At 67.0% G+C, this 13,506-nt stretch carries 15 protein-coding genes; 11 read left to right on the forward strand and 4 right to left on the reverse strand.

Annotated features, from left to right (window positions below):
* Nucleotides 1-16: 16 nt before the first annotated feature.
* On the reverse strand, nucleotides 17-649 hold the full coding sequence (locus PP1Y_RS08065) for a cytochrome c family protein (protein WP_013831791.1): 633 nt from the start codon (nucleotides 647-649) through the stop codon (nucleotides 17-19).
* A 119-nt stretch (nucleotides 650-768) separates the two neighbouring features.
* Between PP1Y_RS08065 and PP1Y_RS08070 the strand changes: the two genes are divergently transcribed.
* From PP1Y_RS08070 to PP1Y_RS08110, 9 genes are all read left to right on the forward strand, one after another.
* Nucleotides 769-1,662, forward strand: a complete 894-nt coding sequence (locus tag PP1Y_RS08070; RefSeq protein WP_013831792.1) for a prephenate dehydratase — start codon at nucleotides 769-771, stop codon at nucleotides 1,660-1,662.
* Nucleotides 1,663-1,761: 99 nt separating this feature from the next.
* On the forward strand, nucleotides 1,762-2,466 hold the full coding sequence (locus tag PP1Y_RS08075; protein WP_007012488.1) for a hypothetical protein: 705 nt from the start codon (nucleotides 1,762-1,764) through the stop codon (nucleotides 2,464-2,466).
* Entirely contained in the window at nucleotides 2,463-3,800 is a 1,338-nt protein-coding gene (locus PP1Y_RS08080; RefSeq protein WP_013831794.1) for a hypothetical protein, read from the forward strand. Before PP1Y_RS08075 ends, PP1Y_RS08080 begins: the two co-directional genes overlap by 4 nt.
* Nucleotides 3,797-4,771, forward strand: a complete 975-nt coding sequence (locus PP1Y_RS08085; protein ID WP_013831795.1) for a MoxR family ATPase — start codon at nucleotides 3,797-3,799, stop codon at nucleotides 4,769-4,771. The genes PP1Y_RS08080 and PP1Y_RS08085 overlap by 4 nt, the downstream gene beginning before the upstream one ends.
* A 4-nt stretch (nucleotides 4,772-4,775) precedes the next feature.
* Nucleotides 4,776-6,104: a DUF58 domain-containing protein gene (locus PP1Y_RS08090; protein WP_013831796.1), complete on the forward strand. Its 1,329-nt coding sequence runs from the start codon at nucleotides 4,776-4,778 to the stop codon at nucleotides 6,102-6,104.
* On the forward strand, nucleotides 6,101-7,141 hold the full coding sequence (locus PP1Y_RS08095) for a stage II sporulation protein M (RefSeq protein ID WP_013831797.1): 1,041 nt from the start codon (nucleotides 6,101-6,103) through the stop codon (nucleotides 7,139-7,141). The genes PP1Y_RS08090 and PP1Y_RS08095 overlap by 4 nt, the downstream gene beginning before the upstream one ends.
* Entirely contained in the window at nucleotides 7,138-8,061 is a 924-nt protein-coding gene (locus PP1Y_RS08100; protein WP_041558684.1) for an RDD family protein, read from the forward strand. Before PP1Y_RS08095 ends, PP1Y_RS08100 begins: the two co-directional genes overlap by 4 nt.
* Entirely contained in the window at nucleotides 8,061-8,528 is a 468-nt protein-coding gene (locus tag PP1Y_RS08105; RefSeq protein ID WP_013831799.1) for a GNAT family N-acetyltransferase, read from the forward strand. The genes PP1Y_RS08100 and PP1Y_RS08105 overlap by 1 nt, the downstream gene beginning before the upstream one ends.
* Before the next feature lie 95 nt (nucleotides 8,529-8,623).
* A complete protein-coding gene (locus PP1Y_RS08110; protein WP_041558685.1) occupies nucleotides 8,624-9,142 on the forward strand; it encodes a GNAT family N-acetyltransferase in 519 nt (172 codons plus the stop codon).
* Nucleotides 9,143-9,149: 7 nt separating this feature from the next.
* On the opposite strand, the gene PP1Y_RS08115 is transcribed toward PP1Y_RS08110, so the two are convergent.
* Nucleotides 9,150-10,160 (reverse strand): zinc transporter ZntB, encoded by a 1,011-nt coding sequence (locus tag PP1Y_RS08115; RefSeq protein WP_013831801.1) that lies wholly within the window; start codon nucleotides 10,158-10,160, stop codon nucleotides 9,150-9,152.
* 117 nt (nucleotides 10,161-10,277) lie between these two features.
* On the opposite strand from PP1Y_RS08115, the gene ispG reads away from it, so the two are divergent.
* Both ispG and PP1Y_RS08125 read left to right on the forward strand, forming a co-directional pair.
* Nucleotides 10,278-11,402 (forward strand): flavodoxin-dependent (E)-4-hydroxy-3-methylbut-2-enyl-diphosphate synthase, encoded by a 1,125-nt coding sequence (gene ispG, locus PP1Y_RS08120; protein WP_041558686.1) that lies wholly within the window; start codon nucleotides 10,278-10,280, stop codon nucleotides 11,400-11,402.
* Between the two features lie 70 nt (nucleotides 11,403-11,472).
* Nucleotides 11,473-12,009 carry a TIGR02281 family clan AA aspartic protease gene (locus PP1Y_RS08125; protein WP_013831803.1) on the forward strand — a complete coding sequence of 179 codons (537 nt, stop codon included), beginning with the start codon at nucleotides 11,473-11,475 and terminating at the stop codon, nucleotides 12,007-12,009.
* 12 nt (nucleotides 12,010-12,021) lie between these two features.
* Here PP1Y_RS08125 and PP1Y_RS26485 read toward each other — a convergent pair whose 3' ends face one another.
* A complete protein-coding gene (locus PP1Y_RS26485; protein WP_007012477.1) occupies nucleotides 12,022-12,156 on the reverse strand; it encodes a hypothetical protein in 135 nt (44 codons plus the stop codon).
* Nucleotides 12,157-12,270: 114 nt separating this feature from the next.
* Nucleotides 12,271-13,467 carry an MFS transporter gene (locus PP1Y_RS08130; RefSeq protein WP_013831804.1) on the reverse strand — a complete coding sequence of 399 codons (1,197 nt, stop codon included), beginning with the start codon at nucleotides 13,465-13,467 and terminating at the stop codon, nucleotides 12,271-12,273.
* Nucleotides 13,468-13,506 lie beyond the last annotated feature (39 nt).

The following is a 13,506-nucleotide window of genomic DNA, read 5'->3' on the forward strand; positions in this document are numbered from 1 at the left end:
CGTCGAATTTTCGGGATTATTCGGCCGCGGCGGCCTCGCCTTCCGCGGGAGCAGCGGCTTCCGCGCCTTCTGCCGGAGCGGCAGCGGCGTCACCCTCGGCCGGTGCCTCGTCGGCGGCCGGCGGAGTGGGCAGCGGCAGGTTCGAGCCCTGCGTGTTCAGATAGGCGATGAGGTTCGCGCGATCTTCCGGCTTGGAAAGTCCGGCGAAAGTCATCTTGGTGCCAGGCGCGAAGGCCTTGGGGCTCTTCAGCCAGTCGTTGAGCTTGTCGAAGGTCCATTCGCCGCCGACGCTCTTGAGCGCATCGGAGAACGCGAAACCGGCCACGCCCTGGCCGATGGCTTCGCCTACGACACCATGAAGGTTCGGGCCGATGCCGTTGGCACCGCCGGCGTTGATCGTGTGGCACGAGGCGCACTTGGCGAAAGTCGCCTCGCCCTTGGCGACATCGGCGCTGGCCAGAAGCGTTGCGATCGGCACTTCGCCGGCGCCTTCGCCTTCTTCCTGCACGCCTTCGATGGCGTATCCCATCGTCTCGGGACGATGCGGTTTGTCAGCCTTGAAATAATGCGAGCTGACGGTCGTCAGGCCGAGCCCAACGATGCCTGCGAACAGCGTCCAGCCTGCAATGGTATTGAAACGATCATCCATTCGAAGTTGCCCCGCCGGTGAATCTAGCCCATTCGGTTGCGCTGCGCTCTAGTGGCGGGCGGTGCTTAGTGCAAGAGCCATTGCGGATATCGCAGTTGCAGCCTAATCGCGCAGGCACCATGCATTCCTATCCCAAACCCGCTCTCGCCCTTGTGGCCGAGATGGAAGCCGCAGCGGCTTCGGACCCATCGCGCGCCATGGCCCTGCAGGGCGCACCAGGCTGCAACGGGCATCGTGCCGCCCTCGAATTCGATCCCGATTGCCTGCCGCTGCCGTGCTTTTCCTTCGAGGATGCGCTCGATGCGGTGAAGGAAGGCAAGGCCGAGCGGGCGATCATCCCGATCGAGAATTCGCAGCACGGGCGGGTCGCCGACATCCATTTCCTGCTGCCGGAAAGCGGGCTTTCGATCGTCGGCGAACATTTCATGTCGATTCACCACGCGCTGATGGCGCTGGGGGACGGACCTTTCACCGGTGCCTACAGTCACCCGCAGGCGCTGGGTCAGTCCCGCCATTACCTGCGTGAGCGCGGGATCGTGCCGATGTCCTATGCCGATACCGCGGGCGCGGCGGCGTTCGTGCGCGAGCAGGGCGACATGACGGCCTGCGCCGTGGCGCCCAAGCTGGCTGCCGAGCTCTACGGCCTCAAGATCATCGAACAGAATGTCGAGGACGCCGCGGACAACATGACGCGATTCGTCGTGCTGGCCAAGGAACCGCTCGATCCGTTCTATCTCCAGGGCGAGACGGCGATGACGACCTTCATCTTCGAGGTGAAGAACATCCCCGCTGCGCTCTACAAGGCGCTGGGCGGCTTCGCCACGAACGGCGTCAACATGACCAAGCTGGAAAGCTACCAGACCGGGGCAAGCTTTGCCGCCACGACCTTCTATGCCGACATCGAAGGCGTGCCGGGCGATCCGCGTGTCGACATGGCGCTGCAGGAACTGGCTTTCCACTGCAAGTACGTGCGGCCGCTGGGCAGCTACCGGCAGGCGCGCGCCCGCGGCTGATCCTGCGCGAAGCGTGCTTGCGGCCCGTCGGATGGCGGTGCTGCCTGAAAAGTCGGGAATTTTCAGGCCTGCTTGCGCGGCGGTCACGCTGGCAATCGCTTGCACGTCACGGCCGCCCATGCCAATCAGGCCGGCGTGACGGTTGGTGGGCCTCAGATTGCGGGTGCGGCCGCTGCCCGGGACGCCGCGAGCGACTGGGAGGCCGTGCGCGCCGCGTCCGATATCCAGTACGCGCCTTTGCCGCCGCTCCAGCAGCCGCCCGTCTCCGAAGTACCGGGCTGGCTGCGCGCCCTTTCCAGGCTGATGGAAGCCATCTTCGCGCCGATCGGGCGCTTGCTGGGCATGTCCTGGCCTGTGTTCCAGTACGTCCTGATCGCACTGGCGGCAGCGATGGCGCTGTTTCTGCTCTGGCGGATTTTCGGCCCGGCCATCGCCGTCTGGCGCAATCGCCGTGACCGGGAGGAGGACGCCGTCTGGACGCCGAACCGGGCCCAGGCCGTCGCCCTGCTCGAGGATGCCGACCGGCTTGCCGCGCAAGGGCGATTCGGTGAAGCCGCGCACCTCCTGCTTCAGCGCAGCGTCCACCAGATCAACGATGCCCGGCCCGACTGGCTGATCCCGGCCAGCACCGCGCGCGAAATTTCCGTCCTGCCGATGCTGCCCGAAAGCGGCCGCCGCGCCTTCGCGACCATTGCGGAGCGGGTGGAGCGCAGCCTGTTCGCCCTGCGCGATCTCGACGCGCAGGACTGGTCAGCGGCCCGCGCCGCCTATGCCGATTTCGCCCGGCTGGAGCTGCGCGCATGAGCGCGGCGGCGTCCGCTGCAGGCCCGGTTGCAGGCACCGCCATTCCGGTCGGCGCCAACCCTTTCTCCCGCCGCGCCGTCCTGGGGATCGTGCTCCTCGGCTCCGTCCTGTTCATCGCGCTGCTGTGGATGATCGGGACCGGCAACGGGATGGGCACCAGCAACGACGGCCAGGCCCATGCGCAGGGCAAGGGACTCAATGGCTATGCGGCCATGGCCGATTTCCTCGACCGGCGCGGCTTTGCCGTGCGCAGGGTCAAGAACGAGGGTGCGCTTGCGAAGCAGGGGCTGCTGGTCCTGACACCGCCTGCCTTTGCCGAGGGTGAGGAGATCGACCGCATCGTCAGTGCCCGGCGCTACATCGGGCCGACGCTGGTGGTCACGCCCAAGTGGATGGCGGGCCCGGTCAATCGCCAGCAGAAGGGCGCGCGGCGCGGCTGGGTGCAGCTCATGGGTGCTTCTGGCCCCAACTGGCAGGGCTTTCTCGACGATGTCGGCGTCACCCTGTCCTCAATGGGGAAGGACGGCGCGCAGCCGCGCTGGCGCGGCATGGGCCTTGGCGGCGTGCTGCCCGAGGGCAAGCAGGTGCTGTCGGGGCAGGGCGCCCGGCTGGTCCCGCTGGTGGAAGGTCAGGACGGTCGGATCCTCGCGGCTGTTCTCGACGACGGCGGCTACTACCCCGAGCTGGAAGACCGCGCGCTTGCACCGATGAAGTCCGAGGTCGAGGATGACGACCTCTATCCGCTGGTGCTGGTGTTCGAGCCGGACCTGATCGACAACTACGGCATGGCGCGGCTCGAGAATGCGCGCCTTGCCGAGGCGCTGGTCCGGGCCAGCGGGATTTCGCCGGGCGATCCGGTGATCTTCGACATGACGCTCAATGGCTTCGGACAGTCGCGCAACCTGCTCACGCTTGCTTTCACTCCGCCGTTTCTCGCCGCCACATTGTGCCTGCTGCTCGCCGCGGTGCTGATCGGCTGGCGCGCCTTTCTGCGGTTCGGACCGCCAGCCAGCGCGGAACGCGCCATCGCCTTCGGGAAGCGCGCCCTCGTCAGCAATTCCGCCGGCCTCGTGCGCCGTGCCCGCCGCCTGCACCTGATCGGCGGACCATATGCCGACCGCATCCGCGAGCGACTCGTGCAGGGGCTTGGCCTGCCGCGTTACCTCGATACCGTTCACGCCGAAGAGGCCATCGACCGCGCCCTTGCCGCGCGCGATCCCGAAGCCGAACCCTTTTCCGTCATTGCCGCGCGCCTCAAGCGCTCGCGCAAGGCCCATGACCTCCTGAAAGCCGCGCGCGAACTCCACGCGCTCGAAAGGAAGCTGATCCGATGAGTGAGACCGAGACCCTCAGCCTGCCCGATGTCGCGCAGATCGCCGGGGCCATACGCGAACAGGTCGGCAAGGCCATCGTTGGCCAGGCCGGGACCATCGACCACTTGCTGATCGCGCTGATGGCGCGCGGCCACGTGCTGCTTGAAGGGCCGCCGGGCACGGCGAAAACTTTCCTCGCGCAGTGCTTCGCGGCGACGCTGGGGCTCGATTTCGGGCGTATCCAGTTCACGCCGGACCTGATGCCGGGCGATATCCTCGGCTCCAACCTGTTCAACTTCCAGACCAGCCAGTTCACCCTGACCCACGGGCCGATCTTCTGTGACCTGCTGCTAGCCGATGAAATCAACCGTACCCCGCCCAAGACGCAGGCCGCCCTGCTCGAGGCGATGCAGGAACGCCGCGTCACGCTGGACGGTGCCGCCCATGCGCTGCCGCCGCATTTCATGGTCGTCGCCACGCAGAACCCGATCGAGAGCCAGGGCGTCTATCCGTTGCCCGAGGCGCAGCTCGACCGTTTCCTGTTCAAGCTGCTGGTCGACTATCCCAGCGCCGAGGAGGAGATCCGCATCGTCGCCCGCTACGGCGAGAATCGCGGTGCGCCTTCACCTATGGAGCTGGGCATCGAAGCGGTGGCATCGCCGCAGGTGCTTTCCGCCGCGACCCGCGCTGTTGCGACCGTGACCCTGGCCGAAAGCGTGACCGACTACATCGTGCGGCTCGTGCGCGCCACGCGTGACAGCGCCGACCTTGCCTGCGGGGCGAGCCCGCGTGCGGCGGTGCTGCTGGCCGGCGCGGCCCGCGCCCGCGCGGCGCTGGAGGGCCGCGACTATGTTGTGCCCGACGATGTGAAGGCGCTGGCGACCGGCGTGCTGCGCCACCGCCTGCTGCTCAGTCCTGCGGCGGAGATCGAGGGCAAGCAGGTCGAGGCGCTTGTCGCCCAGCTTGTCGAACAGACCGAGGCGCCGCGCTGACGCGATGAGCACGCGGCTTGCCCCGATCGTACCGACCGCGCGCGCCGTGGTGCTGCTGGCGCTTGGTGCGCCGGTAGCGCTCGTCATCGGCGCAACGCAGCCGGAAGCATGGGTCATCGCGCCGCTGTTCGGGCTTGTAGTGCTGGTGCTGATCGTCGTTGACGGTCTTTTGGGAGGGCGGCTCGAGGATTTGCAGGTGACCGTGCCCGGCGATGCCGAAGTCGGGGCCGAGACGCAGTTTTCAGCCCGGGCCGCGCTCCATGCAGGCAGGCCCTCTGCCGTCGAGATCGCGCTGGAATGCGATGCGCGGCTGTCGCCCGGCGGGCGCTGCCAGTTCGCGCTGCACCGTCGGGACGGCGAATGGCGCGGGCAGGCGCAGGTCAGTCCTTCGCGTCGGGGCACCGGCCGGGTCATGCGGTGCTGGCTGCGCTGGACCGGGCCACTGGGACTGGGCGCGCGGCAATTGCTGGGCGATCTCGACGAACAGGTCCGCGTCTGGCCGAACATTGCCGCGGTGCGTTCCCCGGCCCTGCAGACTTTCCTCAAGGATGCGCAATACGGGCTTATCGCGCGGCGAATTCGCGGCGAGGGCACACAGTTCGAATCGCTGGCCGAGTACGAGCCCGGGATGGATCGCCGCCGCATCGACTGGAAGGCCTCGGCCCGCCACGTCCATCTCTACGCCAAGGAATTCGAGACAGAGCGCAACAACCAGATCGTCTTCGCCTTCGATTGCGGGCAGGCGATGTGCGAGCCGATTGCCGGCATGCCCCGGCTCGACCGCGCCGTCTCCGCCGCGCTGGCGACCTCCTATGTCGCGCTGAAGGGCGGGGACCGGGTATCGCTGTTCGGCTTCGCCTCCCGCCCCGAAGTTTCCACGCCTTTCATCACCGCTTCGCGCGACTTTCACCGTCTGCAGCGCGCGGCGGCCGGGCTTGAGTACCGCGCCGAGGAGCCCAATTTCACGCTCGCCCTGGCGACCCTTGCCAACCGGTTGCAGCGCCGCTCGCTCATCGTCGTGTTCAGCGACTTTTCCGACCCGACCAGCGCCGAACTGATGATCGAGAGCATCGGCCGTCTCGTCTCCCGCCACGTCGTGCTGTTCGTGACGATGGAGGATGAGGAGCTCGAGGAAATTTCGGCCGAGCCTCCCGAAGATCTCGAAGTGCTCTCGATGGCGGTTTCGGCCGACTCGCTGCTGCGCCAGCGCGCGCTTGTGACCCGGCGGCTGCAGCAGATCGGCGTCGACGTCATCGAGGCCCGCTACGACCGGATCGGCACCCGATTGCTCGACGCCTACCTTGCCATCAAGCGATCCGGAGCGATCGGATGACCGTCACCCTCGATGCCATCGAAAGCGCGGCCTTGCGTTCGGACCGTTTCCGGCTTGAGCGCGAGGCGGACTGGAAGCGGCTGGAAGCCATCGTCACGCGCATGGAAAAGGGCCGGATCAGGGGCATTTCCGACGAGGACCTGCTGGCGCTTCCGGGCCTCTACCGAACCGTCGCCTCCAGCCTGTCGATCGCGCGGGAAACTTCGCTCGATGCGGCAACGCTCGCCTACCTCGAAGCGCTGGTCCAGCGCGCGTGGTTCGTCGTTTATGGCCCGCGGACCAGCCTGTGGGAATGGTTCCGCGGCTTCCTTGGCGGTGGCTGGAGCGCCGCGGTGCGGGCGATCTGGGTCGATATTCTCATCGCCTTCGCGGTGATGGTGGCGGGAACGGCGGTCGGCTGGCTGCTCGTCTCGCACGATCCGGAATGGTATTTCGCGCTGGTGCCCAAGCAGTTCGGCGACGCGCGCGTGCCCGGGGCAAGCGCCGAGGCGCTCAAGGCGACGATCTTCGGTAATTCCGGGCAGAACGGGATGAGCGTGTTTGCCGCCCAGCTGTTCAGCAACAATGCGCAGGTCTCGATCCTCGCCTTCGCGCTCGGCTTCGCCTTCGGCGTGCCCTCGCTGCTGCTGCTGGTGCACAACATGGCCGTGCTGGGCGCCATGCTCTGGCTCTACAATGGGGCGGGGCTCACAACGGATTTCGCCGGATGGATCGCGGTCCACGGTACGACCGAGATTTTCGCGATCCTGCTGGCGGGGGCAGCCGGACTGCACATCGGACGCTCGCTGGCATTTCCGGGGCGCAGGCCGGTGCTGCAGGCCACTGCGCAGGCCGGACGCCGCGCCGCGCTGGTCATGGCCGGCGTCGTGCTCATGCTTGTCGTCGCGGCCCTGCTCGAAGGCTTTGCGCGCCAGCTTGTCGATGAGACGGCGGGGCGCTTCGCCATCGGCGGATCGATGCTGCTGATTTGGCTCGGCTATTTCTTCGCCTTTCGCGGCAATGACGGCCACGCGGCGAGCCGGGACACCCCTCGATGACCGCGATGCCGACCCGCCTGCGCCGTTCCTCGCGCGACCGCGTGCTCGTCACGCCCGAGGGGATCGCCCTGCCGGTCACCGTGGCCAGCCGCGGCGCGCGGGCCGGTGCGCTGATGCTCGACCTCGTCTTCATATTCCTGCTGATCCTGGGATCGACGATGGCGCTGTTCTCGATCGCCGGCGGGGCATCGGCGTTTATGCGCGAGATCGAGAGCGACACGGCTGCAGGGCATGTCCTGCAATTCATCTTCATCGTCTGGATCGTGGTCCTGTTCCTGTTCCGCAACGCCTACTTCCTGTTCTTCGAACTCGGCCCGCGCGGCGCGACGCCGGGCAAGCGCATGGCGGGCATCCGCATCGCCGCGCGCGATGGCGGGCGGCTTTCGGCGGAAATGGTCATCGCCCGCAATCTCCTGCGCGATGTCGAGCTGTTCCTGCCGTTGGTCTTTCTCGCGTCTGCGGGCGTGGAAAGCGGAGCGGCGTGGCTGGCCGCGACGGGCTGGTTCCTGATCTTCATGCTGTTCCCGATGTTCAATCGCGACGGCCTGCGCGCCGGGGACATCATCGCCGGTAGCTGGGTGCTCGAAAGACCGCGGCAGAAGCTGGTGGCGGCGATGTCAGTCGCGCGCGGAGCGCAGACCGCCGTGGCTGCGCCGCATCGCAAGTACCACTTCGAGGATGCGGAACTGGCGGTTTACGGAGAGTACGAGCTTCAGGCGCTGGAACGCGTACTGCGCGGCAGGCGGGATCAGTCGATCGAATCCGTCTATCAGACGATCGCCGCCAAGATCGGCCGCAATGACGGCTGGAACGACGAGCGCCGGTTCCTCGAGGCATATTACACCCAGTTGCGCGCGCGGCTGGAGGCAGGCATGCGCATGGGGCGGCGCAAGGCCGACAAGTTCTCGGACGAAGGCTGATGATCGACGCCTTGAGGATCGTGCCCGATGACCTGTCCGGCGATCAGGTTCTCGCCCTGCTGCAGTTCCATCTCGACGAGATGCACAAGTGGTCTCCGGCCTGCAAGGTTCACGCGATGCCGGCAGAGCGCCTGCGGCAGGCGGACGTTGCGTTCTATTCCGCATGGGATGGCGAGCGGCTCGCCGGTTGCGGCGCGATCAAGCATCTGGACGACGGCCACGGGGAACTCAAATCGATGCGCGCCGCGCCCGATTATCGCGGGAAGGGGGTGGGCAAGGCGATCCTGCTTCATCTGCTCACGGTCGCGCGTGAGCGCCGCTATACCCGCGTCAGCCTCGAGACCGGCAAGCCGGAGGCCTTCCGCGCCGCCCGGCAGCTCTATCTTGCGAACGGCTTTGTCGAGTGCCCGCCGTTCGGCGACTATGTCTCCGACGCCTTTTCCATGTGCATGACCCGCGCGCTGTAACGGGAAACGGCCGCCTCCTTGCGAGCGCGGCTGCAAAGACTTGCGCTGAATCGGACGGAATTGACGGGCGCGGGCAAGTGAACCAGGAAACGGCAATGGATATGAGACTCGCCGCGCCAGCCGATGCAGCCGCCCTTGCCGATTTGGGCGCGCGCAGCTTCGTGGAGAAGTTCGGGTACCTCTACCGCCCGGAGGATCTCTCTGCCTTTCTGGCCGGTTCCCATGGCGAAGACGTCGTTGCAGGGCAGATCGCAGATCCGGGCATGCGGATCATGCTGGCCGTCGACGGGACCCGCCTGCTGGGATTCTGCAAGATGGTCATGGCCTGCGGCTGGCCGGAGCACGCCCGCGGCAGCAAGGTGGTCGAACTCAAGCAGCTCTACACCGATCCCGATGCGACCGGGCAGGGCATCGGCGCAAGGCTAATGGACTGGGCGATGGACGAGGCGCGCGATTTCGGCGCGGACGAAGTCCAGCTCTCGGTGTGGAGCGAGAATTTCGGCGCTCACAAGTTCTATGCGCGCCATGGCTTCGAAAAGGTCGCCGACATTCACTTCATGGTCGGCGAACAGCGTGACGAGGAATTCCTCTACGCGCGCCTGTTGCTGGGCTGACGGCGCTCTACCCGAACCACTTCCAGCGCCAGAACATCAGCAACTGCATCACCAGGATCGCAACGCACATGGCGACGACCAGCCAGAACGCGTCCGGGTTCGAGGCGCCGGGCATCCCGCCGACGTTGATGCCGAGCAGCCCGGTCACGAATCCGAGCGGAAGGAAGATCGCCGCAACGATCGTCAGCAGGTAGCTGGTGCGGTTCGACTGGGCGACGGCGCGGGCGCGCAGGTCGTCCTGCAGGACGACCGCGCTTTCCTTGCTGATGTCGAGATCGTCGATATAGCGGCGCATGCGGTCGATCGTCTCGGCGATCTCGCGGCGGTCGTGGTCCTCGAACCAGGCCGGGGCATCGCGCGAGATGCGCTCAAGCGCGACGTGCTGCGGCGACATGTGGCGCTTGAGAGCGAGGCAATTGCGCCGGATCGTCGAGATCTTGTCGAGCATGCTTTCCGGATCGTCGTCGGGATCGGTGTCCTCCAGCTGGTCGATCACCTCGTTCATGTCGACGATGGAGCGGTTCATGCGGGCAATCATATGCTCGACCAGCGAAGTGATGGCAGCGCCTGCATCGACCGGGCCGCGCCCGCCATCGAGATCGTGCATCACCGAACGCGGCGTCTGCAAGGGCCGCCGGCGCAGCGTGATCAGCCGTTGCCCGTCGCACCAGACCTGCATCGAGACCATGTCTTCCGGCTCTGCTCCGGGGTTGAAGTTGATCCCGCGCAGCGTCGCCACCAGCGCGCCGTCCTCGCTGAAGGCGCGCGGGCGGGTATCCTCGCTGGTGAGCAGTTCCGCCGTGGGTTCGGGCAGGCCCAGCGTCTGCTCCAGCCACTCGGCGACGCCCGGACGGTCGCGCCGCAAGTGCATCCACAAGACTTCCCCCGGTGTGCCGGGCTGCCAGGCGTTCGCTTCCTGCCAGGTCACGGTGCGCCCGCCGCCGCGACCGTCCAGCACGCGACCGAACAGCAGAGGCGTTTCGGCTTCGAGGTCGTCGGTACGGGTATCGTCGAACATTCGCCATGCATGCCCGAAAATCCGCACGGGCAAAAGAGCGCCCTCGAATCCGCGGCTTGGCCCGGCAGAATGCAAACGTGCTTCAAACCGTCACGCCAAGCGCCTATAGGAGCGGCCATGTCTTCCATTCGACCCTGGCGCGATATCGAGCGCCGCAAGAGCCGCCAGATCATGGTCGGCACCGTTCCCGTCGGCGGCGATGCCCCGATCACCGTGCAGACCATGACCAATACGCCGACCTCGGACGCGCGCGCGACGATCGACCAGATCCGCCGCTGCGAGGACGCGGGCGCCGATCTCATCCGCGTCTCGTGCCCCGATGTCGAGAGCACCACGGCGTTCCGCGAGATCGCCCGGGCAGCGCAGGTTCCGCTGATCGCGGACATTCATTTCCACTACAAGCGCGCGCTCGAGGCAGCGGACGCGGGCGCGGCCTGCCTGCGCATCAACCCGGGCAACATCGGCTCGGACGAGCGCGTCGCCGAAGTCGTGCGCGCGGCCAAGGCCAACGGCTGCGCCATCCGCATCGGTGTGAACGCGGGCAGCCTCGAGAAGGACCTGCTCGAAAAGTACGGGGAGCCGTGCCCGGAAGCTCTGGTCGAATCGGCGCTCGATCACATCAAGCTGCTGCAGGACCACGACTTCCACGAGTACAAGGTGGCCGTGAAGGCCTCGGACGTTTTCCTTGCCGTCGCCGCCTACCAGGGGCTGGCCGACGCGGTGGACTGCCCGCTGCATCTGGGCATCACCGAAGCCGGCGGCCTGATCGGCGGCACGGTCAAGTCGGCCATCGGCATCGGCAACCTGCTCTGGGCCGGTATCGGCGATACCTTGCGCGTCTCCCTTTCGGCCGAGCCGGAAGAGGAAGTGCGCGTCGGCTTCGAGATCCTCAAGGCGCTCGGCCTGCGCACCCGCGGCGTACGCGTCGTTTCCTGCCCGTCCTGCGCGCGCCAGGGCTTCGACGTGATCCGCACGGTCGAGGCGCTCGAGGCGCGTCTGCAGCACATCAAGACGCCGCTTTCGCTTTCCGTGCTGGGCTGCGTGGTCAATGGCCCGGGCGAAGCCCGCGAAACCGACATCGGCATTACCGGCGGTGGCAATGGCAAGCACATGGTCTATCTCTCCGGGGTGACCGACCACCATGTGCAGAGCGATGACATGCTCGATCACATAGTTTCGCTGGTGGAAGCCAAGGCGGCGGAGATCGAGGCTGCCGAGGCGCAGGCCCAGGCGGCCGAGTAAGTCCCTCCTGCGTCGCTTCGCCGTGCGCTTTACGCCGGTTTAAGGCTTTGGCGCATAGCCTGCACGGGCCATGCGCAAGGGACCGATCATCCTTCTCGTCGGGACGGCCGCCGTCGTCGGCTGGATTGCGCCTGGACTGGAGGCAGGCAACGGGCGCCGTCCTGCCGCCAGCATCAATCCTGTCGAGGTTGCGAGCCGCGAAGTCCGGCAGAATCGCCGCGATGCCTGGCTGGCCGGCGAAACCGTGCTGCCGCGCGAACCTGACGGTCATTTCTATGCCGATGCGATGGTCGGCAATGCGCGCACGCATTTTCTCGTCGATACGGGCGCCAGCATTGTCGCTCTCACGGGCGCCGATGCGCAGGCGATCGGCCTCGAGTGGGACGATTCGGATCTCGTCGGGGTCGGGCGCGGGGCAAGCGGTCCGGTCTATGGCGTACCGGTCCGGCTGGAGCGCCTGGAACTGGGCGGCTTCGAAGCGCGTGACGTCGAGGCGGCGATCATTCCCGAGGGGCTCGACGTTTCGCTTCTCGGCCAGTCGTTCCTCTCGAAGCTGAGCGGGGTGCGGATCGAGGACGATCGCCTGGTTATCGGACCGGTAAGCTGATCCCCGGCTCGCTCACGCGCCGAGCAGCGCTGCGGTGCTGCTGAACGCCCCGCTGAACTCCGCAAGGCCGGACCACACCACGAAGGCCAGCATGGCAATCACCGAGGCGGCTGCGGCGCTGCTGACAGGGGACTCGTGACGTTTCATCGGTTCCGGCCTTGCGAGAGCGGGGGCGAGCGCCTCTATGCCGCTCCGCCCGCTCGAAGGCCATGTCACCGGTCGAACCGGATATGTCGCCCGTCGAACCCGCGACCGGCCAGCCTATGCTGCCTCTTTGCGATAGGGCCCGAGCGTGGCGATCAGGACGACGACGACAGCGAGGAACAGGGCCGAGCTCACCAGGGCGATGTCGTAATTGCCGGTGACGTCCACCGACCATCCGAACAGCATGGGGCCGAAGCTGGCTCCGAAGCTGAACAGGCCGAGGATGACGCCATATGTCGCGCCGTAGTTCTCGAGGCGGGCATAGCGGCTGGTGAAATAGGCCAGCATGTCGACTTCGGCTCCGGCGGCGAGGCCGAGGAGCATCGCAGCGGGGACGACCGGTCCGCCAAAGCGCAGCAGCAGGCTGGCGATGACGGGTGAAAGCAGGAACAGGCTGGCGACATAGGGAGCGTGGAAGCGGTCGAAGAGGTAACCGACCACTACGCGCGCGGCGAGGACCGCCACGCCCACGCTGGCCGCGACTTGCGCCGCCTGGGTCGAAGCTATGCCGCGATCAACCAGCATCGGCACGAGATGGACGATGAGGCCGGCCACGATCAGCCCGAGCAGGAAGCCGATGACGATGAGTACAAGGGTCGCTCGGTTGGCCTCGAAGCGGCCGCGACCGATCCGGGAACCTGTCTTTGTATCCGGCGTTTCTCGCCCCGTGAGCAGGCTGACCGGCAGGCCGATGAGGATCGTCACGGCGGCCATGGCCAGCACTGCATTGCGCCAGCCGTAAGCGACGAAGACCGGGCCCAGCAGGGCCGGTGCCAGCACTGCCGCTACGCCCGTACCCAGCAGCATCAGGCCGAGCGCAAGGCCCCTTGCGCGATCGAAGCGGATCGACACGACCCGGGCCCAGATCGCGGGCGTCGTTCCGCAGCCTGCCAGAGAGACCATGAGCCAAAGTGCGTACCAGGCCGGGATCGACGGCCCGGCCTGGGCCAGCAGGACGAGGGCGACAGGAGTGGCGAGGTAGCTGACAATGGCAATGCGGCGCGCGCCGAAGCGGTCTGCCAGGCGACCGACGACGGGGGCCGAGAGGAAGATGCCCAGCTGCTGGAATGTCGCCGCACCCGAAACGGCCGCCCGGCTCCACCCGAATTCGTCCTGCAGCGGCTGCACGAAGAGTCCCAGAGAGTAGAAGCCGATGCCGGTCATGCCGACGCTGATGGCCAGCGCCGCAGCCAGCACTGCGGGCCAGCCCTGCGCAAATTCGCGCCGCGCGGCGCCGGGGATCGTTGCAGTCATCGCGCGATCATGACGCATGACGGTGGGCGCGGCGCAAGG

Source organism: Novosphingobium sp. PP1Y, assembly GCF_000253255.1.
In the GTDB taxonomy this organism is placed as follows: Bacteria; Pseudomonadota; Alphaproteobacteria; order Sphingomonadales; family Sphingomonadaceae; genus Novosphingobium.